At 59.2% G+C, this 24,178-nt stretch carries 23 protein-coding genes and 3 pseudogenes; 11 read left to right on the top strand and 15 right to left on the bottom strand.

All coding sequences use genetic code 11. From position 1 onward, the window contains the following. Positions 1–858: a RimK family alpha-L-glutamate ligase gene (locus tag V5D86_RS00675; protein WP_414594772.1), complete on the top strand. Its 858-nt coding sequence runs from the start codon at positions 1–3 to the stop codon at positions 856–858. After that, complete coding sequence (locus V5D86_RS00670) at positions 855–1,634, top strand: ATP-grasp domain-containing protein (protein WP_414594771.1); 780 nt, start codon at positions 855–857, stop codon at positions 1,632–1,634. Before V5D86_RS00675 ends, V5D86_RS00670 begins: the two co-directional genes overlap by 4 nt. On the opposite strand, the gene V5D86_RS00665 is transcribed toward V5D86_RS00670, so the two are convergent. Beyond that, a complete protein-coding gene (locus V5D86_RS00665; protein WP_414594770.1) occupies positions 1,613–2,407 on the bottom strand; it encodes an asparagine synthase C-terminal domain-containing protein in 795 nt (264 codons plus the stop codon). The two genes, V5D86_RS00670 and V5D86_RS00665, sit on opposite strands and share 22 nt — an antisense overlap. A gap of 148 nt (positions 2,408–2,555) precedes the next feature. Between V5D86_RS00665 and nikR the strand changes: the two genes are divergently transcribed. Further along, complete coding sequence (gene nikR, locus V5D86_RS00660; RefSeq protein ID WP_414594769.1) at positions 2,556–2,996, top strand: nickel-responsive transcriptional regulator NikR; 441 nt, start codon at positions 2,556–2,558, stop codon at positions 2,994–2,996. A gap of 764 nt (positions 2,997–3,760) precedes the next feature. After that, positions 3,761–6,145, top strand: coding sequence for a DNA topoisomerase I (locus V5D86_RS00655; protein WP_414594768.1), 2,385 nt, complete (start codon positions 3,761–3,763; stop codon positions 6,143–6,145). Between the two features lie 79 nt (positions 6,146–6,224). Here the strand turns inward: V5D86_RS00655 and V5D86_RS00650 are convergent, their stop codons facing one another. The 9 genes from V5D86_RS00650 to V5D86_RS00610 all read right to left on the bottom strand — a co-directional run bounded on the left by V5D86_RS00650 (position 6,225) and on the right by V5D86_RS00610 (position 14,413). Further along, entirely contained in the window at positions 6,225–6,413 is a 189-nt protein-coding gene (locus V5D86_RS00650; protein ID WP_414594767.1) for a hypothetical protein, read from the bottom strand. A gap of 376 nt (positions 6,414–6,789) precedes the next feature. Continuing rightward, positions 6,790–8,058: a phosphopyruvate hydratase gene (eno, locus tag V5D86_RS00645; RefSeq protein WP_414594766.1), complete on the bottom strand. Its 1,269-nt coding sequence runs from the start codon at positions 8,056–8,058 to the stop codon at positions 6,790–6,792. Between the two features lie 5 nt (positions 8,059–8,063). Then, positions 8,064–8,987: a response regulator gene (locus tag V5D86_RS00640; protein WP_414594765.1), complete on the bottom strand. Its 924-nt coding sequence runs from the start codon at positions 8,985–8,987 to the stop codon at positions 8,064–8,066. Between the two features lie 144 nt (positions 8,988–9,131). After that, positions 9,132–9,281, bottom strand: coding sequence for a 50S ribosomal protein L40e (locus V5D86_RS00635; RefSeq protein ID WP_414594764.1), 150 nt, complete (start codon positions 9,279–9,281; stop codon positions 9,132–9,134). 52 nt (positions 9,282–9,333) lie between these two features. After that, entirely contained in the window at positions 9,334–9,669 is a 336-nt protein-coding gene (locus V5D86_RS00630) for a zinc ribbon domain-containing protein (RefSeq protein WP_414594763.1), read from the bottom strand. 94 nt (positions 9,670–9,763) lie between these two features. Then, positions 9,764–11,254 carry a hypothetical protein gene (locus V5D86_RS00625; RefSeq protein WP_414594762.1) on the bottom strand — a complete coding sequence of 497 codons (1,491 nt, stop codon included), beginning with the start codon at positions 11,252–11,254 and terminating at the stop codon, positions 9,764–9,766. 208 nt (positions 11,255–11,462) lie between these two features. Beyond that, the gene (locus tag V5D86_RS00620; RefSeq protein WP_414594761.1) at positions 11,463–12,398 is read right to left on the bottom strand and encodes a sugar phosphate isomerase/epimerase; all 936 of its coding nucleotides are present in this window, start codon (positions 12,396–12,398) and stop codon (positions 11,463–11,465) included. 2 nt (positions 12,399–12,400) lie between these two features. Continuing rightward, on the bottom strand, positions 12,401–12,985 hold the full coding sequence (locus V5D86_RS00615; RefSeq protein WP_414594760.1) for a DUF4443 domain-containing protein: 585 nt from the start codon (positions 12,983–12,985) through the stop codon (positions 12,401–12,403). Between the two features lie 204 nt (positions 12,986–13,189). Beyond that, positions 13,190–14,413, bottom strand: coding sequence for a methionine adenosyltransferase (locus V5D86_RS00610; RefSeq protein ID WP_414594759.1), 1,224 nt, complete (start codon positions 14,411–14,413; stop codon positions 13,190–13,192). Positions 14,414–14,502: 89 nt separating this feature from the next. On the opposite strand from V5D86_RS00610, the gene V5D86_RS00605 reads away from it, so the two are divergent. Then, the gene (locus V5D86_RS00605) at positions 14,503–15,066 is read left to right on the top strand and encodes a CBS domain-containing protein (RefSeq protein ID WP_414594758.1); all 564 of its coding nucleotides are present in this window, start codon (positions 14,503–14,505) and stop codon (positions 15,064–15,066) included. Here the strand turns inward: V5D86_RS00605 and rnz are convergent. Both rnz and V5D86_RS00595 read right to left on the bottom strand, forming a co-directional pair. After that, positions 15,053–15,976 carry a ribonuclease Z gene (gene rnz / locus V5D86_RS00600; protein WP_414594757.1) on the bottom strand — a complete coding sequence of 308 codons (924 nt, stop codon included), beginning with the start codon at positions 15,974–15,976 and terminating at the stop codon, positions 15,053–15,055. The two genes, V5D86_RS00605 and rnz, sit on opposite strands and share 14 nt — an antisense overlap. Then, on the bottom strand, positions 15,976–16,188 hold the full coding sequence (locus V5D86_RS00595; protein ID WP_414594756.1) for a hypothetical protein: 213 nt from the start codon (positions 16,186–16,188) through the stop codon (positions 15,976–15,978). Before V5D86_RS00595 ends, rnz begins: the two co-directional genes overlap by 1 nt. 237 nt (positions 16,189–16,425) lie before the next feature. Here V5D86_RS00595 and V5D86_RS00590 point away from each other — a divergent pair, with 237 nt between their 5' ends. The 3 genes and pseudogenes from V5D86_RS00590 to fen all read left to right on the top strand — a co-directional run. Beyond that, positions 16,426–17,868: an ATP-binding protein gene (locus V5D86_RS00590; protein ID WP_414594755.1), complete on the top strand. Its 1,443-nt coding sequence runs from the start codon at positions 16,426–16,428 to the stop codon at positions 17,866–17,868. Between the two features lie 74 nt (positions 17,869–17,942). Beyond that, positions 17,943–18,605, top strand: coding sequence for a ribulose-phosphate 3-epimerase (gene rpe, locus V5D86_RS00585; RefSeq protein WP_414594754.1), 663 nt, complete (start codon positions 17,943–17,945; stop codon positions 18,603–18,605). A gap of 4 nt (positions 18,606–18,609) precedes the next feature. Then, positions 18,610–19,635: pseudogene (fen, locus tag V5D86_RS00580) on the top strand (flap endonuclease-1); the annotation flags it as partial. 72 nt (positions 19,636–19,707) lie between these two features. Here the strand turns inward: fen and V5D86_RS00575 are convergent. From V5D86_RS00575 to V5D86_RS00565, 3 genes and pseudogenes are all read right to left on the bottom strand, one after another. Further along, positions 19,708–20,100 (bottom strand): annotated as a pseudogene (locus V5D86_RS00575) (DUF3793 family protein); the annotation flags it as partial. 270 nt (positions 20,101–20,370) lie between these two features. Continuing rightward, positions 20,371–21,636, bottom strand: a complete 1,266-nt coding sequence (locus tag V5D86_RS00570; protein ID WP_414594753.1) for an ATP-binding protein — start codon at positions 21,634–21,636, stop codon at positions 20,371–20,373. Between the two features lie 135 nt (positions 21,637–21,771). Beyond that, entirely contained in the window at positions 21,772–22,098 is a 327-nt protein-coding gene (locus V5D86_RS00565) for a PD-(D/E)XK nuclease domain-containing protein (RefSeq protein WP_414594752.1), read from the bottom strand. Between the two features lie 76 nt (positions 22,099–22,174). Here V5D86_RS00565 and V5D86_RS00560 point away from each other — a divergent pair, with 76 nt between their 5' ends. From V5D86_RS00560 to V5D86_RS00550, 3 genes and pseudogenes are all read left to right on the top strand, one after another. Further along, positions 22,175–22,645 carry a VOC family protein gene (locus V5D86_RS00560; RefSeq protein ID WP_414594751.1) on the top strand — a complete coding sequence of 157 codons (471 nt, stop codon included), beginning with the start codon at positions 22,175–22,177 and terminating at the stop codon, positions 22,643–22,645. Then, positions 22,618–23,304: pseudogene (locus V5D86_RS00555) on the top strand (TatD family hydrolase); the annotation flags it as partial. The gene V5D86_RS00560 and the pseudogene V5D86_RS00555, both read left to right, overlap by 28 nt. Before the next feature lie 61 nt (positions 23,305–23,365). Then, on the top strand, positions 23,366–24,097 hold the full coding sequence (locus tag V5D86_RS00550; RefSeq protein WP_414594750.1) for a ThiF family adenylyltransferase: 732 nt from the start codon (positions 23,366–23,368) through the stop codon (positions 24,095–24,097). Positions 24,098–24,178: the final 81 nt, after the last annotated feature.

Here is a 24,178-nt window from a genome sequence, read left to right as displayed (position 1 = left end):
ATGCGCGGCATCTTCGTCTCCAATGCGTTCCTCGAAGGACGCAAGTTCGATGAGCCAGCAGCGATGTTCGGAGAGGCCGCCGAGAAGGTCGGGATCGACCTGGTGGCGACCGACAACTCCGAGCTCATGTCCCCTATAGGGACCATGCCCCGCATCGGTGATGTGGATTTCGTGCTGTTCTGGGACAAGGACGTGAGATGCGCCCGCAACCTGGAGGTCTGCGGCGCGAGGGTGTTCAACCCCTCATCCTGCATAGCCGTCTGCGACGACAAGGCCCTGACGCACCTCGCCCTCAGGTCGCATGGAGTCCCGTCGATAGAGACGATGTCCTGTCCCCTCAGCTTCGGACCCTACGGAGACCTGGGATTCCTGGACCGTGCGTCCGAGACCCTCGGGTTCCCGATGGTCGTGAAGGACTGCTTCGGATCGTTCGGACAACAGGTGTCCCTCGTGAACGACATAGATGGTCTGAGGGAGAGGTCCCGCGGACCCTTCGTCCCGCGCATCCTGCAGAGATACGTGGAGTGCGGACGCAGGGACATCCGCGTGGAGGTCGTGGGCGGGAGGGCCGTCGCGGCGATGTCCAGGGTCGCCCCTCCGGGGGACTTCAGATCGAATGCGACGATAGGCGGAACGATATCCGCCCATTCGCCCACCGATGAGGAATCGGAGCTGGCGATACGCGCATGCGAAGCGGTCGGGGCGGACTTCGCCGGAGTTGACATCCTCCGCTCGGACGAGGGGGATGTGGTGTGCGAGGTGAACTCCAACGCGCATCTGAGGAACCTCCTGGACTGCACCGGCGTGAACGCGGCGGAGATCATTCTGGAACATGTCATGGACAGCGTGAGAGGATGAGGTGCTGGATAGCGTACTCCCGCAAGGACCTGGAGACCAACGGGTTCTTCGCCGATAGGATGGCGGAGCACGGCAGGGACCTCGGGATGGATGTGTCCGTGGTCGTCACGGACGACCTACCCTCCGGGATCCCCGACATTATGATCAACCGCAGCAGGGACTGGGCCCTGGCGAGGAGGATGGAATCGCAGGGGACTGCAGTATTCAACTCGTCCGAGGTGTCCCGCATATCCAACGACAAGTTCGAGACATACCGCATGGCCGACAGACTGGGCGTACCGCACATGGAATGCTCCCTTCCTGGGGAGAGGCTCCCTGCCGGACCGCCGTGGGTGGTCAAATCGCGCACGGGGCACGGTGGCACCGAGGTGTTCCTGACGGACTCGGAGGAAGGGGTCACAGAGCTCTGCAGGACCATCGACGACCCGCTCATCCAATCCACGGCGGACCTCGGGAGGGACATGCGCGTCTACGTCCTGGACGGAAAGGTGCTGGCCGCGGTCATGAGGAGCAGCGACAGGGACTTCCGCGCGAACTACAAGCTCGGAGGGAGCATAGGGCTCTGCGAGCCGACCCCCGACGTCGAAAGAATGGTTGAAGCGGTTTGTTCGGAGCTCCGGCCCACCATGGTCGGGATGGACTTCGTCTTCTCCGACGGGAAGGCCCTGATCAATGAGATCGAGGATGCGGTCGGGACCCGTATGCTGTACTCCCTCACGGAGCTGGATCCCGCCCGCCTCCTCATGGAGACCGTTCACTCGAAGATGTCCCTGTAAATGGAATCCACGAGCTCGGGGTACGTCATGCCCTTCTTCTTCGCGACGCTGCGGACGAGGTCCATGGTACCGGAACCGTACTGGGCCGCCTTCTTCCTCTTGTCCGCGATGAACGGATACCCGAGGTTCCTGGCTATGTCCCTGAGGAGCATCTTCCTGGAGTCGCCGTCCCTGGGCTTGAGCACGTCAAGGTCCATGGCGTTTACCTGCATGGTCACGAGCGGGTCCATGTACGGATAGAAGATCTTCTTGTTGAAGTGGTTCGCGACCATCGTCTCATGGGGGATGGTGGACGTTATCAGCTTCCCGAGGTCCGCCTTCCTCGCCCTCTCCAGCTCGTCGTCCGGGAGACCGACGTACTTGTTGTAGCCGTAGAACAGCTCGTCGGAGCCCTGTCCCCCGATGATGTACTTCTCGTGGACGGTCCTGCAGACGAAGAACATCGGCAGCTCGAAGGACAGCGTCAGCGGTGACGAGGTCCCAGTGATGGTGATCATCTCCTTGAGCCTGGCCTCGATGTTGTCCTCGGTGATAGGTATGTGGAGCCAGGGGAGCCCGAGCTGTTCGGACATCTCCTGTGCCATCACGACATCGTAGGACTGGTCCCTTCCGGACGTGTAGAGCGTGACGGACCTCGCATAGTCCTTGGATATCGCCGCGACGAGACCGGAGTCCAATCCTCCCGAGAAAGCAACGGCGATGTCCTGATCCTCAACGTCATTCCTGATGGCCGAAACAATGGCCCTCTCCAGATTCTCGAACTCAGCCGACATCGGACTATGTATCATCGACCGCCTTTTAAGATGTGCGCATCCGACCGGTATGTCATGCGTCGTTCAGACGTTTGACCTGGATATGGTGCCGTACGTATGCACGACGCCTCACAAAAGTGTTAATATCCTCCGTATCGGATAACCCTTCATGGAAGGTGTGACACGCATCGGCGTCTCTCTCGAACCGGAGCTTCTCAAACAATTCGACGAATCCATCTCCAAAAAAGGGTATGTGAGCAGGTCTGAGGCCATCAGGGACCTCGTGCGCGACTCCCTCGCCGAATCCGAATGGAAGAACGACGACGAATGGATGGTCGGGACCATTGTGACCGTCTACGACCACACCGCGTCGTCAGTCGGCGACAAGCTCACCGACATCCAGCACGACCATCATTCCCTCGTGAACACGTCCGTCCACGTGCACCTGGACCATGACAAGTGCATGGAGATCATGATCTGCGAGGGGAAGCTGAGGGAGCTGAAGGCGTTCGCAGACGAGGTCACATCGATAAAGGGTGTCCTGAGAGGAAGGCTCACCATGGCCGCCCCCAGCACCGGAAACCTTCACCACGTCGGCCACAGGAACTGATCCGGGCTGATCCGTCAGCCCGTCGACCCCCAGGATCACGGTCGACATCATCCTGTCGACCATCCCGTAGACCGCGTTGAGCATGTCCGCCGACTCCGGCGAGGGATAGAACAGCCATGGTTCCGTCCCCTCCGGGACGTCACACTCCATCCTGCATGCCTTCATGACCATGCGGACGTCATGCGGTTCGGCGAGATGCGGATATAGGACGAAGCACTCGGAGAGCCAGATGACGTCGTCGCGGTCCTTGAACCGCGGCATCATCTCGGAGGTCACATCATGGCCTATCGTGATCCCGCGGTCATCGACGAGTTCCATCGTTATGCATTTCGGACGGGGGAACCTTATGTCGCAGAACAGTACGAACACGTCGTCGCGGGACGTGCATGTCACTATCCCCGAATTGTCCATCCTGAGACCGCAGGAAGCGCTCCTTATCGACTCCTCGCATCTGACGACGCTCTCGACCCTGTCACGGGACAGGTGCTCGACCCTCAGGACCCCGGGCGTCTTCTCCAACCCCTCCACGAACGCGTCGAACCTCACGGTTGGAATATACATCCAACTACTATAAAACACAAGTGGAAGCGGTATCGAGGAACCGTTCCCCGGTCATGGATCGGCACAGTCCCACAGCGTCCGAGGAAACATTGCCATCGGGTCCGAAATGCATCCGGAAACCGCAACGGGACGGAGGACGCCTTGTCCGGATGATGGATGAGCCTGCGAAAGTCATTAAAACAACTAATCCTGTCCTGTTCCAGATGAAGAAGCTGATTATCACCGAAAAGGCGAATGCCGCCCGCAGGATCTCGACGATCCTATCCGACGGCAAGTCGAAGTCCACCTCCTCCGGAGGAGTGACGGTGATATCCTTCGAGGCGGGAGGAGACGAGTACAAGGTCGTATCCCTCCGCGGACACATCATAGAGCTGGACTATCCCGAGGAATACAACGACTGGAGCGCCACGGACCCCGCGGAGCTCGTCCACGCCCCTCAGGTGAAGACCGTCAAGGTCAAGTCCATTCTCAATACGATCAAGGAACTGGCGTCCATCGCCGACGAGGTCATCATCGCGACCGACTACGACCGCGAAGGAGAGCTCATCGGGATGGAGACCGTCAAGGAGATCGGCGTCGACCTCGGGTCCGTCAAAAGGGCCAAGTTCAGCGCTCTGACGAAAGGGGAGGTCGAAGCGGCCTTCGCCGACCTTGCGGAGCCCAACGAGAGACTGGCCGACGCGGCCGAGGCCAGACAGATCATCGACCTCTCATGGGGAGCCGTCCTGACACGCCTCATATCGCTGTCCTCTGGACAGATGGGGAAGAACTTCATGTCGGTCGGAAGGGTCCAGAGCCCCACGCTGAAGCTCCTCGTGGACAGGCATGAGGAGATCGAGAAGTTCGAGCCCACGCCGTTCTGGGACATCGTCGGGAAGTTCGGGATGCTGGCGTTCAAGGGCAATCACTCCGAGAACCCGTTCTGGGACAAGGACCACGCGGATGCCATCATGGCCATCGTGGAGGATGCCAAGGTCGGGACCGTCACGTCCTACAACGTCGAGATGAAGGAGGAGTACAGGCCGGCCCCGTTCGACACCACCCAGATGCAGGTCGAGGCAAACAAGATAGGCATCCCTCCTACCACGGCCATGAAGCTGGCCGAGGACCTGTACACCGGAGGATACATCTCATATCCCCGTACAGAGAACACCGAGTACCCCAAGAGCCTCTCGCTCAGGGCCGTCCTGGAGAAGCTGAAGGACGGGGCGTTCAAGAACGAGGCCGAGGAGATCCTGTCCCAGGAGAAGATAATACCGTCCAGGGGCAAGAGGCGTACCACCGACCACCCTCCGATATACCCGACCGCGGGAGCATCCCCCGACAAGATGAAGGGCGACAAGTGGAAGCTCTACGAGCTCATCGTGAGGAGGTTCCTGGCTACGGTCGCGCCCAACTCGGAGGCGGAGATCACCACATGCACCATCGATGTCGCGGGCGAGAGCTTCGATGCCGAGGGGTATGTCCTCAAGAAGAAAGGATGGAAGAAGTACTACGGGAAGTACCTGAAGCCAAACGACGCACGCCTCCCGGCCCTCAACGTGGGGGATGATGTGGACATCAGGTCCATGACGCTCGTGGAATCGGCCACGAAGCCGCCCTACAGGTACAACCAGGGTTCTCTGATCCAGGAGATGGACAGGCTCCAGCTGGGCACGAAGTCCACCAGGCACGACATCATCGGGAAGCTGTACTCCAGGAACTACGTCCAGGGGAACTACATGATCCCTACCCCCAGCGGGATCGCGCTCACGAAGGCGCTTGAGAACCACGGTGGAGGCATCACGGAGCCCGACATGACCGCAAAGCTGGAGGCGGACATGATCAGCATCAGCGACGGCGAGAGGACCCTGGATTCTGTCGTCAAGGAGTCCCAGGACATGCTCTACAAGGTGGCGGTCCAGATCTCGGCGGACTCCGAGGACATAGGGAGCGAGATCAAGGCGGCCCTGCACTCGCAGCAGCACATCGGGATCTGCCCGTCCTGCGGGAACAACCTGAGCATAAAACGCTCGAAGAACGGCAATTTCATAGGATGCGACGGATACCCGGACTGCAAGCGCGCGTATCCGATACCGAGGGGAGCCCTCATACAGACCACGGAGACCACGTGCGAGGTCTGCGGCCTCCCTCATCTCAAGATCATCAGGAAGGGGATGCCCCCGTCCATACAGTGCATAGACCCCAAGTGCACCAGCAACACCGAGAGGAACGATCTCGGACCGTGTCCCACATGCGAGAAGGGAAGGATCAGGATCATGTACTCGAAGGCCGGGAAGCGCTTCGCCGGCTGTTCGGAGTGGCCCGCCTGCACGCAGACGTACCCGCTCAGGCCCAGGGGCAGCCTGTCCTATGCCGGACGCCAGTGCACCATATGCAAGTCGCCCATGGTGAACCTCGGGAACACGGAGGAGTGCATCAATCCCGACTGTCCGGGACGCAAGAAGCCCGCCAAGCCGAAGGCGAAGGACGAGGGCGAGACTGCGGAGAAGGAGAAGAAGACGGTCAAGAAGAAGACGACAGCCCGCAAACCGGCGAAGTCCAAGGCCGCGAAGAAGAGTGATGAGACACAGGACGAATCGTCCTGAAACCCCCTTCATCCCTCAATTTTTCAGTAACATGAATGAGTTATTCGTGTTACTTTTTTGTTTTTCCAGAACGGTGTTCTCAGGGTCGGAAGAGCACCTCGTCCGACTCCTCTATCCCATTGAAATGATCGTTCATCGCATCGATCTCCTGGGAGATCCTCTGGTTGCGGCAGGACGTGCACTCGAGCTCTTTTCCGAGACCGAGCCTCACACGCATCTCCGAACGATCCAGAACCACTATGCGACCGCAAGGACAGTATACACTCATCATAGATGCCTCCGCCATGGTGTCCAATGTGCGAAGATATCCCCTTTGCGACGCGTAGCTAACGCTGTTATATTCCTCTTCTGTCCTCAATCCTCTCCCCCGAGATCGGCGTTATTCCGGTGACCTACCATCCATAGAAGTCATTCCCGAACGCAGTCTTAGGCTAATTGACGTGGGCATATAAGCCTTCCGAGAGTTGGATACAATGACCCTTGGAATGAGCATGGAACATAGCCGTTTTCCAGTGGAAACGCAGGGGTTTTTCAAGTGTTATATTTAAATAGTAAAAATATCGCCCGAATATGGGTATAATCCCATAGGATAACAGATGCCATGATAAGGTCCGGCCCCGGGAACGGGACCGGACCGTTTGGGATCAGATGCTGAACTTGGACAGCCCGGGGAACCTTGCCTTGGACCCCAGTTGCTCCTCGATCCTCAGGAGCCTGTTGTACTTGGCGGTGCGCTCCCCGCGTGCTGGAGCTCCCGTCTTGATCTCTCCGCTTCCCCATCCCACGGACAGGTCTGCAATGGTCGTGTCCTCCGATTCCCCGGACCTGTGGGAGACGACGACGTTGTAGCCGTTGTCGAAGCTCATCTGAGCCGCCTCGCCGGCCTCGGTGATCGTACCGATCTGGTTGACCTTCAGGAGCAGCGCATTGGCAGCGCCCTCGTCGATTCCCCTTCTGAGGCGCTTTGAGTTGGTGACGAACAGGTCGTCGCCCACGATCTGGACGCGCTTTCCCACAGCCTTCGTGAGCTCCGCCGTGGTCGCGAAATCATCCTCGAAGAACGGGTCCTCGATGCTTATCAGAGGGTGGTCCTTGGTGAGCTGCACGTAATGGTCGGACAGCTCCCCCGCGGAGAGCTTCAGCCCGTCCACGTTGTAGACGCCGTCCTCGAAGAACTCGGACGAGGCGGCATCTATGGCGAGGAATATGTCCTTCCCGGGCGCGTATCCCGCATCGGACACTGCGTCCGTGATGGTCGTGAGCGCCTCGTCGACGGTGTCGACGGGAGGGGCGAACCCGCCCTCGTCCCCGATGTTCACGGCACTGACGCCGTATTTGTCCTTCAGGAGGGACTTGAGGCTCATGTAGACCTCGGAAGACATCCTGAGGCACTCCGAAAAGCTCTTGGCGCCCGCGGGGATGATCATGCACTCCTGGATCTTCAGATTGCCGCCGGCATGCTTCCCGCCGTTGATGATGTTGAGCATCGGGACGGGAAGGGTCGCATGGTCCCTGCCGATGTGCTCGTACATGGGGATGCCCTCGGCGAACGCTCCCGCCCTCACGGCCGCAAGGGATACCGCGACCATGGCGTTCCCGCCGAGGTTCGATTTGTTCTCGGTGCCGTCGAGCTCGATCATGGCACGGTCGATCGCCTCCTGGTCGGAGGGGTCCATGCCCACGAGGGCCTTCGCGATGGGGCCGCGGACGTTCTCCACTGCCTTTAGGACGCCTTTCCCGCCGTACCTGGACTTGTCCCCATCCCTGAGCTCCAGCGCCTCCCATGTCCCCGTAGAGGCACCGGAAGGGGCGATCGCCGAGATGGTGTGCCCTTTGACCTTTATCTCCGCCTCCACCGTGGGATTTCCCCTGGAGTCGAGGACCTCTCTTGCCCATACACTCTCAATCTGCATCTTGTTCACTCCTGTATCTTGTATTCAATCGTATTGTGCATAAGGATCGCCATGTCCTTCTTCGTCAGCACGGTCGGGTCGACGGAGATGCCGAAGGTGCACGCCCTGCTCTTCCCGGACATGAGCTGCTGGAGCATCAGGAAGGACATGTTGATGCCGTCCACGGCTATTATCTCGCCGAAGGTGTCGAAGATGACCACGGGGCGCTCGTGCCCCTCGATGAAATGGCGGATGTTCGCGGTCATGGTCCCGAGCTCCTGGATGTCCATCGTGCCGGACTTGCCCCTCCCCGAGAGGGACAGCACCTCTATGGAATCGTAGGAGAAGCGCTCCTTGACCGCCTTGGCCTTGCCGGCCGTGACTATCAGGACGTCGCACTTGTCCTGGATGAACAGGTTCACGAACCTGTAGATGCCGCGCGGGACCTGCTCGAAGATGACGTACGACCTGCCGAAGGTGAGCCCGTCCTCCTCCAGGGTCCCGTCCATGGGGACGTCATCCTTGGACCTCCTGCGGAACAGCCCTTTCTTGGGCTTGTTGCGGGCCTTCTCGGTGGAGACGGTCTCCTCGGTCCTGTCCGCCTCCTGTATGGTGCGGAGGGCGTCTATCATGTCGGACGAGCGGAACGGCTTGTCCATGCTCGCCTTGATGTACGGGTTGTCCGTGGGGGCGAGCTCCGTGCCTCCCTTGAGAAGGATGACCTTCAGCTCCTCCGGGGTACGGTCAGCGCTGATCTCCGACAGGATGTGGAACCCGTCGTCGTCGCCAACCTTGGAGTCCAGGACGACGACGTCCGGATTGAAGTCCGAAACCTTCTGCACTGCCTCGGCGGCCGTTCCAGCGACACGGACGTTGTGTCCCTCGTCCACCAGGATGTCCTTTATGATCTCCTGGATGGCCACATTGTCATCGACGATAAGGATCTTCATTCAATGGCTCCGCCGGACACATGCACATCGTCGTTAATATGAGGTTCGCAAAGGCACTGGTCGTGTGGAACACCATAGCTCACGCTGACTGTTCATTGACCGGCCCATGTGGGCCGTAAGAAAAACAATCCGGCGTAAGCAGAATCACTGCTTCCTGCTCTCTTTGGCCTTGGGCCTGAGATCGCCGCTTCCGCACTTCCTGCATCTGGACGCCTTTTTAGGGTTTGTGGCGTAGCAACTCATGCAGACGGTCTTATCGAGGAGCCTGTGCTCTGCCTCTTTGAAGCGTGCCATTTTTAATTCCTCTGGCCCGAGTAATTAGAGGAGGTATAAAAAGAATAGGTTTTCAACGCTCGACCGTTGAAATCCTGTCTCGATCCTCCCTGGTCCTCCTGCCGCATTTGGGGCAGAACTCCTCGCCCGGAACGAGCTTCGCATAGCACTGCTGGCAATGCGTCCCCTTACCGGCCTTCGCGGCGAGATAGTCTACCGCGCCCCTCCCGAAGATCAGGACTATCAGGACGATGCCGATGATCAGGAAGACGTTCAGGACCGTCGAGAACAGCTGCCCCTCCGGTGTGGAGACGAACAGCGACGAGTATAATCCCAGGCGGACAAGGACGATAATCAGCCATATCGCGGAGATCGCGAGACCAATCCTTGAGAGCGTATCCCCGTTCATGGGACCGACTTCGCACCGGTCTTAAAAAATGTGCCGATTGACCGTTCGTAAAGGTTGACGGCCCCGTCCCTCGGCAGGGACGGGGTCGCCGGTTTCAAGCGAGTGCCTTTATCCCGAGGTCGTCGAGATAGGTCACATCGTCGTCATCGTCGATCTCCTCCCATATGATCCAGTTGGATCCCTTCTGGGTGACGATGATGAACTCGTCCCTGTCGTCCTTGTCGGCGTACTTCATCCCGTTATGCACAGCCCCCTCGAAGCTGTAGCTCGAGTTCAGAGCGCTGTCCGTGATCAGGATGTCGTCGAGGAACTCGTTCGCGGACATCCTCTCGTACTCGACCTCCGTCCTGTTTCCATCGTACTCCGTCTCCTTGACGGTCAGACGGTTCCCGTCGATGGCCACGATCTCGTAGACGGTAGAGTCCCCGTCGTCATCTGCGATCTCGTAATGGTCCCCTACGACGAGGTCCACGCCGTACCTGTTGTCCGCGGGCGCGGAGGGCTTCGCGGGTGCCTCGGAGAAGAGCGATGTCCCGGACAGGTCGTTGGTGGTGGAGTCGCCGTCGCCCTCGATCGCCTGGAACCTGTAGATCACCTTGCCGTCCGAGGATGCCCAGATCTTGACCTTGAACCGGTCGTCGTTGTCATCATCATCGTCGTCATCGTCGTCATCATCATCGTCGAGGTTCTGCATGAACGCGAAGTAGTCGTTGTCCTCGTACACGTTGCAGGCGATGGTCCCGTGTATCGTGTCGATTGTCTCCGTCGAGGAGACGGGGGCGTTGCCATCGTACATGATGAACTTGAGGAACTGGCCCTTCGTCATGGTGATGCCGTCATCATCGAGCATGACCATGTCCCCGCTGATGGCGACGATCGTGGCCCTCTCCCTGTCCAGGTCATCGTCGTCATCGTCGTCCCTCTCGGTGAACTCGATGAAGTCCCCGACCTGCAGGTCTGTCCTTATGTCCGTTCCGACGGACGGCTCCTCGGGGATGACCTCCCCGGAACCGCCTTCGATCATGTTGGTGTCGTGAAGCGTGGTCACGAACGCCTCCTTGGTCCCGAGCGTGGAGTATTCGATCAGGACCTTGTAGATGATGTTGGTACCCTCGCCGATCCACTCGTACGTGGTGACGGTGGTCGTGTTCCCGATGATGTCCGTGTCGGAGTAGATCCAGCACTCCACATCACCGTAGGTCGATGTCTTGAGGGTCTCGGTGCCGAGGTACTGTCCCTCGATCTCCCCGTTTATGACGCAGATATCGTCGAGGTACTCATCCTTCTGCATCGTGTCCGTGGTGGTGGTCCCGCCTTCGGTCGTCTTCACCACCACCGACGTGCCATCGACATCGATGACCTCGCGGGTGATGGAGGAGTCGTTGTTCGCACCGGTGGTCTGCACGCTCTGACTGCTGTAAGACGTTGCCAGGGTGTAGGAGTCGCCCTTCTGGACGTCCGTCCCTATAACGTTTCCAGAGGGTGCATCGTCATTGTCGCCGAGCTTGTCTATCGCGACGTATCCAACGACCGCGACAAGAAGTACGGCCACAACGGCAATTGCTGCAACCTTGACTGATGTCATAGGTTGACACATCGGCATTCGTCGACTTAAAGATGTTCCGCTAAAGAGGAAGATCGATGACTTCCCGGCGATCCTGGCATATCATATATTTAATGAACAGGCGAAAAAGTACGAATATGTTATGGGATCGGTCGGTCGACAATTGACTTATACGAACATGATAAAAACAAGTTCGACCATTCGCAACTTCCGCATTGCCCACGGCCGTTCACGGCAGTAGGGAACGTTGCTTGCGGAAGTCCTCGAGTATGCCCGCCTCCGAGCCGGGCATCTCGTGGATGACGTAGTCCGGCCTCAATGCATCGAGGAGCTCCCTGCACCTGACGGACGTGAACGGGAGGTGCCGGTCGATGTTCATCACATGGGAGTTCGCGTCCGCTATGAACCTCGATGCCGGAGGCTCGAAGTCCCTCTCCTCGAACGTCGTGCGGTACGCGTAGGTCGCGCTCCAATGGAAGTGCACCCCTGTTATGCGCCCGATCAGGTCATCGGAATATCCGGAGAAGACGTCCAGCAGCCTGTCTATGCCATCGGTCTCGGAGACCGTGGGGAGACAGGCCAGCATGTGGCCGGTGTCGATGCATATCCCCCAATCGTCGAACTCCAACCTGTCGCGGAGGATGTCGAACCCCCTCCCGTCCAACAGCCTCAGTCCCGGCCACCACAGGTTCTCGAAGAGTATCCTGAACGGCGGCTCCCCGCCGTGCATCCCCCCGACCACGGTGTTCATGAGATCGCAGAGCTCACGGACGACCTCGTCGTCCGAACGGGTGTATCTCCTGTGGAAGATCTCCTCTATGTCGGCGTTGCACGCGTGGAACACCCCGTGCGCCGGTCTCAGGACCGATGCCGCGTCTATCGCCCTCGTCACGTTCGTGACGACGTCCTCCCTGCCCCTGCCGTACATGAAGTAGAGGGAGTCCTCCTCGGACATGTCCGCCGGACGGTCCTGCCATGCGGCGAGCCAGTCGGGAGCGTACGGGAGGTGCACGGTCTCGGTCAGGTCCGCATATGCCATGTCGGGCGGCCCGTAGGACGTCAGGAGCTCGAGCCCGTCGCACCCCATCCCGCCCAGCGTGGCCCCTGGATCGTCGCCGAAAAGTGAGAGGTCCTGATAGACCGAATATGACAGAAGATGGCGCATCTTCAGAACATCTCTAGCGCGGCCGTGAGGGCGGCCTCGACCGCGGACGTGACCGTGTCCCCGCCGCCGATGATCAGGGCATCGTCCTGCGTCAGCTCGGTCTCCTTCCTTATGCGGTAGGCGACCTCGGGCATGTTCTCGTCCAGGTTCCAGTCGGGAGGCACCATGAGCTTCCCGTCGCGGATGACGATGGTCGTGCATCCCTGTCCCCCGACCTTTATCCCGGCGTCCCTCTGCTCCATCCCGTTGTTGACGCGATTGGCGCAGCCGAGGACGATGACACCCTGCTGGAACTTCCCTACGACGCTCCCCTCTACGAACACATCGACGGGCCTTATGGGGATGTTGTTCAGGAACGATATCCCGGCTTTGGTGATCGTGATGCCGGTCTGGCGGATCTCGATGAACTCCCACTCCTTCAGGGTCTCGATGATCCTCCTCATGCTGCCCTCTCCGACCCCCACCTCCTCCGCAAGCCTCTTGCGTCCGAGACGCCTTCCGCTCGAAAGGACATATAGGGACCAGTAGACGTTGGCGTCATTGAAACGGAACATCGGTCCGAACTGGGGCTCGTCGATTATCTTCATCACATACTGAACTAGGATGTTAGATTATAACGTTGTTGGAGCAATCCTCCCATAACGTCCGAATTCGTCCATACGGTAGATCTGGAAAAAGGATACCCAGGCGATGCACGGGGGCATCCGGAAAACCGATGGGAAGGATGGTCCCCGGCCTTCGCCGGGGATGGTGATGGTTTGGGGCCCGTTCTCCGAACGGGCCGTCCTGGATCAGAACGTGCGGACCTTTCCGCTCGTGATCATGTCGCTGACCTTGTCGACGTTGTCGAGCCAGTCGGCGGTGATGGCCTCCGCCTCGGACCTCCACTTGGAGAGGTTCGGGTTCTTCTCGGCATCGGGCAGGACGATCTGCACGGACGCGTTGAGGGGCTCGGAGACGGGCTTCCCGATCTGAGAGAGCAGCCTGACCCTGATCTCGGCCTCGTTGGTGACCTTCTTGGCGACATCCTCGGCGATGAGCTTGGACATGATGTTGTAGATCTTCCCGATGTGGGTGATGGGGTTCTTTCCGGAGGTGGCCTCCATGGACATGGGCCTGTAGGGCGTGATCAGACCGTTGCACCTGTTGCCCCTTCCGACGGACCCGTCGTCCCCCATCTCCTGGGAGAGTCCGGTGCACGTGAGGTAGTAGACGTGGCGGTCGTAGTCGTCCCCGGTGTTGATCTCGAGGTTGAACTCCATCTTCTCGTCGCCGATGATCTTCAGGGCGTTGTCGTAGACCTTGTTATACATGTCCTCGCACACGGCCTTGTACGCGGTGGCATCCTCGACGTGCTTGTCGATGATGGCGCAGGCGATGGTGGTGGTCAGCTTGTTGCCGACCCTGGAGGTCATGACCTTGACGTCCTGACCGGTCTCGGGCAGTGCCTCCTTCATCTTCCCGTTGATGTACTCCTCGGTCTCGAGGGTGATCCTGTCGGTGATGGAGTAGGGCGCGTATCCGACACCGAAGGAGGTGTCGTTCGCCATGTGTCCGGATGCCTTGTAGACGCCGGTGAGGTCGTCGGATCCCATTCCCAGCTTGGCGTCGAGGATGATCTCGGAGTCGACGTCGAGGTTGGGGAAGGTCTTCTTCAGGTACTCCCTGGCGGCCTTCAGGGCGACGGGCTTGCAGGGCAGGGACTTGAGGTCCTCCCCCTCTCCGACGTGGGTGGTCGCACGTCCGACCAGAAGGATGTATGCGGGATCGATGATGGCCCCTCCGCCGAACCTGGGGGCGGCGGCCCCGGCGGCGATCTGGGTCTCGTCGGTGTTGTGATGGAGGACGTGTCCGAACTCCTTCTTGTACATCTTGCAGAGGGCGCGGGAGACCTCCTCGGCAAGTGCGTCAGCGACACTGTCGGGGTGTCCGATTCCTTTGCGTTCAACGATCTCGATGTCCTTCATGGGGACGGGGATCTCGTTGAGACCCTCGACATAGATATTTTTGGCCATTTGCAGTAACCTCTGGATGTTATGGAACGATTCGATGTATATAACTAACATGGCATAAAATATTCTTATAGGAATACGATAGCCCCAGCGTGAAATTCCCTCCCATATCCGAGATCAAGCGCCTCAGGAAGTCCCTCGACATAACCCAGGCATCGCTGGCGAAGGAGTCGGGAGTGAGCCAGAGCACCATCGCAAAGATCGAGGGCGGACGCATGTCCGCCTCCTACGGGACGGTGGTGAAGCTGTTCGAGGCGCTGGACAGGATCAAGAGCGGTCAGGCGAACGATGCCAAGGCGATAGACTTCGCGTCGCAGGACGTAGTGTCCGTCGAGAGCACGATGCTCGTGCACATGGCGTCCGACCTTATGAGGAGGGCCGGATACTCGCAGCTGCCGGTCATCGACAAGGGTGTCCCGGTGGGCAGCATATCCGAGAGGGTGATCTTCGACCTCCTGAGGAAAGGGTTCACCATGGACGAGCTGTCCCGCACGGAGATAAGCAGGGTGATGTCGGACCCGTTCCCGGTGGTCTCGGACACCACGTCCATCTCCACCGTGACCGGGCTGATGGTGGACAGCAACGCCGTCCTCGTCTCCAAGAAGGGTGTGATCGTCGGGATGATCACCAACTCGGACATGCTCAAGCTGGTCTGACGTCCCTGGGACGGACCCCGTCCCTCCCGATCTCGAACAGGACGAGGTCGTCCGCCGTGTACGAGTTCGGGAAGACCGCCCTGGCCTCCTCCTCCAGCTCGCCGCGGTCCTCGTACCTGTGGCTCACGTGGGTCATTATGAGGCTCCCGACGCCTGCGGCCCTCGCCACCTCCGCCGCCTGGAGGGCGGTGCTGTGCCCGTGCTCCTCGGCGTTGCGGGACTCGGTGCTCATGTATGTGGCCTCGTGGATCAACACCGTGACGCCCCTGGCGTTCTCCGCCGTCCCCTCACAGGGACGGGTGTCCCCGGTGTAGCACACGCTGGGTCCTGGGACCTCCGGGCCGACGACGTCCTCCGGCGAGACGCCGTTCACGGTCTCGCCCCTCTTCACGCGGGCCATGTCCGGACCGTCCCTGAGCCCGAGCCTCAGAGCCTTCTCGCGGTCCAGCCTCCCCGGCCTGTTCGGAGCCCTCAAAACGAATCCCAGCGAGGCTATTCCGTGGTCGGTGCCGAAGCATGAGCACTCGAACCCCTTGACGGAGAAGCGCTCCCCTCCGTCCAGCTCCACCACATCGAGGGGGTACGAGGTCTCTCCCTCTGTGATGGTCATAGTCTGGTCGACGAAGAGCCTCAGCCCCGGCGGACCGTACACGGTGAGCGGCTCCTGCCTGTTGGAGAGCCCCATGGTCTGGAGCAGGCACGGCAGACCGAACACATGGTCCCCGTGGAGATGGGTTATCAGGATCGCCCGGACCTTCATGAAGGAGAACGGGGACCGCATCAACTGGCGCTGCGCCCCCTCCCCGCAGTCCAGAAGGACCACGTCCGAGCCCTCGCGGACCGCGATGCAGGACGTCGACCTGTCTCTGGACGGGACTGCGGCCGACGTCCCTAGGAAAAGTATGTCCATCAGTATACCTGGTCCAGCTCCCTGTCCTGCTTGGTCTCCTTCTTGTACTCCTTGTAGTGCTCCTTGCAGAGGTGGACGCTGCGGAGGTCGGGGGACTTGAGGGCCAGTTTGGACCTGGACGCCTGTTTGATGTTGATCGAGCGGTCCGCGGGCTTGTCGCATCCCTGGACGTCGCATGTATCGGCGGCGGTGCCGTGCTTTGCCAATGCCATGTCCGACTGGATTGGATTAATTCGTAGATAATGGGTTCGAATGTCTGTTCGTGGGACCAGGAAGGGTATGCCCCGTCGGAGACTTTCACTGTTTTCATTTTTGCAAAGAAATTTTCAATTTGCATCAGATTTTTTCATTTTGCAAAAATAATTTTCATTTTGCAAAAGATATTTGCAATGTTTGCAACATTATACGCGCATGAAAATCATTATAAGCAACAAGGACAACTGATGACTATGGTCGAAGAAAGTGAGGTCTACTCTTCAAGAAAGGAAGGAGTCTACTTTGAAGCCAAGAAGAGCAAAGGACGGCTCACAGATGACTTCTGGCCTACATACTCGGCATTTGCCAATACTTTCGGAGGAACGATAGTACTGGGTTTGGAGGAGGATCCCAACGACAAGAAAAAACTGATTCCTGTCGGCATTAAGGACACCGACAAGATCATAAAAGACCTATGGGACCAGATAAACAACCCCCAGAAGGCCAGTGTCAACATACTCACCGACAACGACATCAAAGTTGTGGAGGAGGATGGCAATGACCTCATCGTCATCACCGTTCCCCGCGCCGAACGGAGAAAACGCCCCGTGTTCGTCAACAGCTCCCTGAACAACGGGACATACCGTCGCAACGGAGAAGGGGACTATCATTGCTCCCTGAGTGAAATATCAGAGATGATGAGGGATGCTAGCAACGACCCCCCGGACTCATTGCTATGTACCAAGGTACTCCTGAAAGACCTCGACTCCCGCAGCATAGACGCATATCGCCAGATATTGAACAACAGAAACCCCCAACATCCGTGGAACAAATTGCCGAGCGATGAGTTCCTCAGGGTCCTGGGGGCCGCAGAGAAGGATGAGAATGGCAACATGGTCCCGACAATAGCGGGATTGATGATGTTCGGATTCGATTATTCCATCAGGCGCGAGGTCCCCAACTACATGTTGGATTACTTCAGGTATGTGAGTTCCAACCAAGACTGGAGGGATAGGATCACGACGGATTCGGGGGAATGGTCGGGGAACCTTTTCGAATTCTATAACATGGTATCGGTGCGCCTGCAACTGGAGAACGACAGACCATTCGAATTGAACGGAGACATCAGGAACGACGAGAGCGAGATCCTGAAAGCGGAAAGGGAAGCTGTGATGAATGGCATAACCCATGCGGACTATGGAGTCCCTGGAGGGGTCAGGATCGAGCTCAGGCCCGACAGACTGGTGGTACGCAACCCCGGGACATTCCGCATACCCATCCGCACAGCAGAGGCAGGAGGGGTCTCGGACCCACGCAATCCGAACGTGATGAAGATGTTCATGCTCATCGGATTCGTCGAGAGAGCGGGGAGCGGCATATCCAGGATGAGGGATGCTTGCAGATCGTTGGGGATAGCCATGCCCGTCATCGAGGAAACCATGGAGCCTCTGGCAGTCACGGTCACGATGGGGATCAATCCGACCGCCACGGGCCAAGTCCCCAAGAACAGTTACACGGACATCCTGCAGTACCTTAAGATGAATCCGGATGCCATGCTCGAGGACATGTCGAAGATGTTCGGCCTCTCTGTGAGCACGATGTCCAGAAGGATCTCGAAACTCAAAAAGGACGGGGCTCTCAAACGCGAAGGCCCTGGCAGGGGGAGATGGGTCGTGAACACGGACATGGACCAATGACATCACATCCGGTCAGGACATACCGGACCGCTCCGATGGCAACCCATAAAAACCGACACCCGTATGAACGAGCGATGACGATAGTATCCCCCTCGATCCTCTCCGCGGACTTCTCCAGACTCGGTGCCGAGGTATCGAGGGTAGACAAGGCCGGGGCGGACTGGGTCCATCTCGACGTCATGGACGGGATGTTCGTCCCGAACATCACGTTCGGCCCCCCGGTGATCAAGGCGGTCAGGGGATGCTCGGACAGGTTCTTCGACGCACACCTGATGATCGAGGACCCCGCAAGGTACGTGGAGGCGTTCGCCGACGCGGGATGCGACGCGATAACCGTGCACGTGGAGGCCAAGGGCGACATCGACGAGGCCATCGAGCAGATCGAGGCCAGGGACATCATGGTCGGTGTCTCCATCAACCCCGAGACGCCCGTGGAGGACATCGTGCCCTACCTGGACCGCGCGGACCTCGTCCTCATCATGACCGTCCACCCCGGGTTCGGGGGACAGTCCTTCATATCCGAGTGCGTCCCCAAGATAAGGCACATCTCGGACTGGGCCAGGGAGCACAACCCCGGCCTGCGCATATCGGTCGACGGCGGGATAAACGACAAGACCGCGAGGACGTGCGTCGATGCCGGCGCGAACGTCCTGGTCGCCGGATCGTTCCTCTTCAAGAAGGCGGACATGGCCCCCACCATCAAGGAGTGGCAGGCCCTCGGACCCGACGCGGAGTGATCCGATGGGAGTGAACCTGTCCCCGATAACGGAGGCGAGGCCGATCGAGCTCGCGGAGCTCCGCGGGAAGACCGTCGCCATAGACGCGTACAACACCATATTCCAGTTCCTGTCCATCATCAGGCAGCCGGACGGGAAGCCCCTGTCGGACGACCAGGGCCGCGTGACGTCGCACCTCTCCGGACTGCTGTACAGGACCGCCAACCTGATCGAGAACGGCATCGAGCCCTCGTTCGTGTTCGACGGCAAGCCCAACGAACTCAAGGCCGGGACCATCGAGGAGCGCATAGCCAGACGCGAGAAGGCCACCCAGGAGTACCAGCGGGCGCTGGAGGAGGGCGACCTGAAGAAGGCGTTCTCCAAGGCTCAGCAGACCTCCAGGATGACCCCGGAGATCCTCTCCACGTCCAAGGAGCTCCTCACGCTCATGGGGATACCGGTCGTCCAGGCCCCCAGCGACGGTGAGGCCCAGGGAGCGTACATGTGCGCCAAGGGCGACGTGTACGCATCGGCATCCCAGGACTTCGACTCCATACTCTTCGGTGCGCCGCTCCTCGTGAGGAACCTCACCGTGACCGGGAGGCGCAAGGTCCCCGGGAAGAGCGTCTACAAGACCGTCCAGGCCGAGGTCATCGACTCGGAGAAGATGCTCGGGGACCTGGGCATAACCCGGGAGCAGCTGGTAGACGTCTGCATCATGATCGGGACCGACTTCAACCCCGGGGTGTCCGGGATAGGCCCGAAGAAGGGCCTGAAGCTCATACAGAAGCACGGGAACCTGGAGAACGTCATAGAGGCGAACGGCTACGACATCCCCGGATACGAGGATGTCCGCGAGATCTTCCTCAACGGACCGAGGTCGGACGACTACAGCGTCAAGGCCGGGGCGTTGGACTTCGACGGCGTCATCGACATGATGACCGGCTACGGGTTCTCCGAGGACCGCGTCAGGACCGTCCTGAACAAGATCGAGGCCTCCCGCAAGGCGGAGTCCGACAGAAGGAAGCAGCGCTCGCTGGACAGCTGGTTCCGAGACCGTCGCCAGGGACGCCAGGGCATGGCCCTCGGCGAACCTCCTGCAGCAGTCGTCGCGGCACCTGCGGTACTCGGCGAACCTCCGCTCGGCCTCGACGACGTCGCCGTAGACCTTCCAGCATCCGATGCACCGGCTGCATCTCCCGGAGTTCTCGATGTAGCCCCTCACGTCCTCCACCGGATAGTCCAGGAACACGCCCACCTCAGGGGGCATGGGACAGCACAGGAACCTGGCCGCCAGCTGGGACACCATGCCCTCCGGACCGGTCTGCGCGTATCCGTATCCGCGGAGGAACTCGCGCACGTCCGGCTCGGAGAGTCTCCTGCCCAGGATGTCCGGGCGGTAGACGTACACGAGCACGCCCTTATTGTCTATCGAGATGACGGAGACCCTGACCCCTTTCGGTCTCAGCGCTCCGTCTATGGACTGGATGCCATGGGGCCCGTCCGTCCTGAACATGCTTCCGCACTTCAGGCCCGCCAATGTCGGCGAACAGTGGCGGACTATGCGTTCCTGCAGATCCTCGTTGTGGTTATCGGTATCGCATGTCTCTGTGCTTGGCTCAAGGTTGTCGGGTACTATGTCGGAAACACCCCTGCGGGAACTGGCGACGGACTCGGACCTCATGGTAATTAGGATATCCTAAATTCAGTATTTAATCTTTAGGTATGCCTAAAGACAATGATGTGTCCGAAGCCGCCGATCGGTACGGACATTCCCCCGCTTGGATCAGTCCCTCAGACAGGTGATGGGTATCACATGGACGCCGTCCCTGCGGGTGTAGCGTGCCCCGGGGAGTCCGCAGATGACCGCGAGGACCTTCGGTTGCCTCTCGAACCTTCTGGACATTCTCAACAGATGCTCCGCGGCCCTGTCCACCTGGTTTAGGCCCAGCTTTATCTCGAATGCTCCCCAGGAGCCATCGGGCATCTCCACGACTGCATCGATCTCGTTGCCGTTGTCATCCCTGTAATGGAACAGTCTACCGCCCGATGATGAGGCATAGATGTCCAAATCCCTCTCGCATAGGGATTCGAAAAGAAAACCAAACGTATTCAGGTCGTTCTTCAACTTCTCTGGTGTGTTCTCCAATGCGGCAACAGCCAAAGAAGGGTCTGTGAGATGCCTTTTTGGAGATTTGCCCACACGAACTGATGAGCGCAGATTAGTGTCGAATGCAGGCTGATCTCTTACCAGGAACAGTCTCTCCAGACACTCTGTATAGCGTGACAGCGTCACGGGTGTGATCGACTCCTTATCATAGTTCTCCATGTCTTGGATGATCCTCCTGTCGCTGACGACGGTGCCCTCGTTACGTGCCAAGGACCTGATGAACATCCTAAGTTTCCTGGAATCTACGGAACCTCCGTTCACACGCCTCACATCTTCATCGATCATCTTCGACAGGTAGTCACGATTGTGATCCATCGCATCACGTATATCGGATCCGATGAGAGATGGCCATCCTCCACGGACGACCAACCCTATGAGCGTGTCCAGGTCCGTCCTCTCAGGAGAAGCGTCCACACCGCCACCCTCGAACAGACCGCTCAATGATACCGTACCGTCGGAATCGCCTGATTCGTACAATGACATGGTACGCATGTCAACATCCCCTATCCTTCCGGCACCGCTATGCCTGGTCCTGTCGATGGAAGGGACGGACGAACCGCACAGGATGTACTTGCCCTTCCTCCCATCGAGGTCCACATCGAACCTCACGGCATCCCATATCTCAGGCACATCCTGCCATTCGTCTATTAAATGTGGATATTCGCCCTTCAATGCATAGGACGGGTCACTCTCGCAGATCCTACGTGTGGCGAATCCATCAACATGATCCTGCAAAAATGTGACACTGTTACTGGCATTCAACGACGACCATGTCTTACCACAGTACTTGGGGCCTCTGACGTTTACGGCACCGAACGATCCCAGATACCTCCCTATGGTCGCATCTATGAGTCTCGGTCTGTACCCGTCAGGAGTGAGCATACGTTCGAATATGTTCTGTAAATATTTAAAAATACAGATTTGTTATACTGAGTGATACAGATTTGTTATACTGAGTGATACAGATTTGTTATACTGAGTGGTCTGACCTGCATCCACGATCAGATCGCGTGTCGTTCACATGTCTACGTAGACGATGTGAGACTTCTTCGAATGGAACGCCACACCGTACAGGAGCGTCCTGCCGGACATGTCATGCATGTAGTCCTTGTCGATGATCTGCCGCAATGCGGATTCGGAATCCCTCTCCATGTCCTTCTCGCTGTCGCTCCTCTTGAGCTCCATGACGATGTTGGGTCCCGGGCCCCTGATCTTCCTGAAGATTATGTCAGCGAACCCGTCTCCCGATTCCAGGCGGTCCCCATGAATCCAACGAATTCGAAGATTATTATCTGAATAATAATTATCTAGGAAATTATCATCTGTGCCCACATCTCGAATCATATCAGTCCGACAAAGATGAAATCCGATGGGGCGCTATCATCCATGAGATGGGCCCGGACCCATGGGAGCGACGAAGATGAGATTCATGAATTCCCTGCTGGTGGTGACCGACATGGACAGGTCGGTCGAGTTCTACGAGGAGGTGCTCGGGCTCCTGGTCGTTACGGACCTGGGGGCCAACAAGGTCCTGACCGGCGGATTGGCCCTGCAGACCGCCGACACCTATCGCAACTTCATAGGCAGGGATGTGTCGTTCGGTGCCAACGACGCCGAGGTCTACTTCGAGGAGGAGGACTTCGACGCGTTCGCCTACAGGTTGGACGGGATGCGGATCGAGCTGGTCCATCCCGTCAAGGAGCACTCGTGGGGGCAGCGCGTGGTCCGTTTCTACGACCCGGACAGACACATAATAGAGGTCGGCGAGAGCATGAGGGCGGTGTGCCAGCGCTTCCTGGACAGGGGCATGACGAGGGAACAGGTCGCAGAGCGCATGGACGTGCCCCCCGAGTACGTCGACGAATGCCTGCAGCGACATCCGGACGAGTGAGAACGATGACCGGCCTGAGACTCTCCGACGCGCACCTCCATCTGACCAGCGGGATACCGGACGATGCGTACCCTGACCTCGACCGTGCGGAGCTCATCGCGTCCTGCACGTCGACCTGCGGGGAGTGGGACTCCCTGAAGAGAGTCGAAGACCCCAGGGTCAGGAGGTTCTACGGGGTGCATCCCTGGCATCCGGAGGAGTGGGCCCCGGAGACCGCGGACAGACTGGTCTCCCTCCTGGAGGAGGACCCCCGTGCGGGGGTGGGCGAGATCGGCCTGGACTCCAGGCACGGAGACATAGATGAACAGGTCGGACCGTTCACCGAACAGCTCCACATCGCATCCGAGATGAATCGCTGCGTCACGATCCACATGGTGAGGTCGGAGGAGACCGTGCTAAGTATCCTGAGGAAGGAACGCGGGAACTGCGGACCGGTGATCCTGCACTCGTTCAACGGGCCGGAGAGCTACATCAGACCATTCGCCGAGGCGGGGTGCATGTTCTCGATATCCCCGAGATTCCTGTCGAAACCGGAGGGGAGAGCCAGGTGCATCCTCTCCGCGATACCCGGGGACAGGCTCCTGGTCGAGACGGACGCGCCGTTCACGCCCAAGGACTTCCATGGGATGTCCGAGTTCATTGGGAGATTATCAAATATCCTCGGCAGATCCCCTGAGGAGCTGTCGTCCCTGACGACGGAGAACGCGAGGAGGGCATTGGATGAGCGAGGACATCAGCACCAGGACGGGGATCCTCATAGGCGACGAGGGGGTGGAGAGGCTCAGGTCCGCGTCCGTCGTGCTCTGCGGCGTCGGAGCGGTCGGAGGATACGCGCTGGAGGGCCTGGTCCGTGCGGGGATCGGCAGGATAAGGGTGGTGGACGCGGACGTCTTCTCCGAGAGCAACCTGAACCGCCAGATACTGGCGACGGTGGACACCGTCGGCAGGGGGAAGGCCGAGGTCGCCTGCGAGAGGGCCCGCAGCATCAACCCGTCAGTCGACATCGAGGGCGTGGGGTCCATAGTGTCCGCCGGGACGGTCCCGGACATACTGTCCGGGGGATTTGATGTGCTAGTGGACGCCATCGACACGATCGAGCACAAGTCCGCACTCCTGAGGGCGGCGTCCGAACAGGGCATCAGGACGTTCTCGTCCATGGGCGCGGCGCTCCACATGGACACCACGAGGATCCGCATAGCCACGTTGAGGAAGACCAGCGTCTGCCCCGTCGCGGCCAACGTCAGGAAGAGGCTGAGGGACGTGGACACGTCGAACATCACCTGCGTCTACTCGGAGGAGCCGCCGCTCGTGAGGCCGGACGAGAGGGATGCCCACGGGAAGAGCGTTCTGGGATCCCTGCCGACGGTCCCGGCGATATTCGGGATGACGCTGGCCAACGAGGCCATACGCTTCATCCTCTCAAGGGAACGACCGGAGCGGTCGGTCCTTTGACATACTCATCTGATCTCTAGAAGGAAGGGGGCCCCGCACGGATGCGGGGCCGTGTTTTCACCGGTCCCTTTCGGGACCGAT

It is taken from the genome of Candidatus Methanoprimaticola sp. MG2, assembly GCF_047501175.1.
Lineage (GTDB): Archaea > Thermoplasmatota > Thermoplasmata > Methanomassiliicoccales > Methanomethylophilaceae > Methanoprimaticola.
Note: the sequence above shows the minus strand (reverse complement) of the source record. Positions and strands in the feature narration are given on the sequence as shown.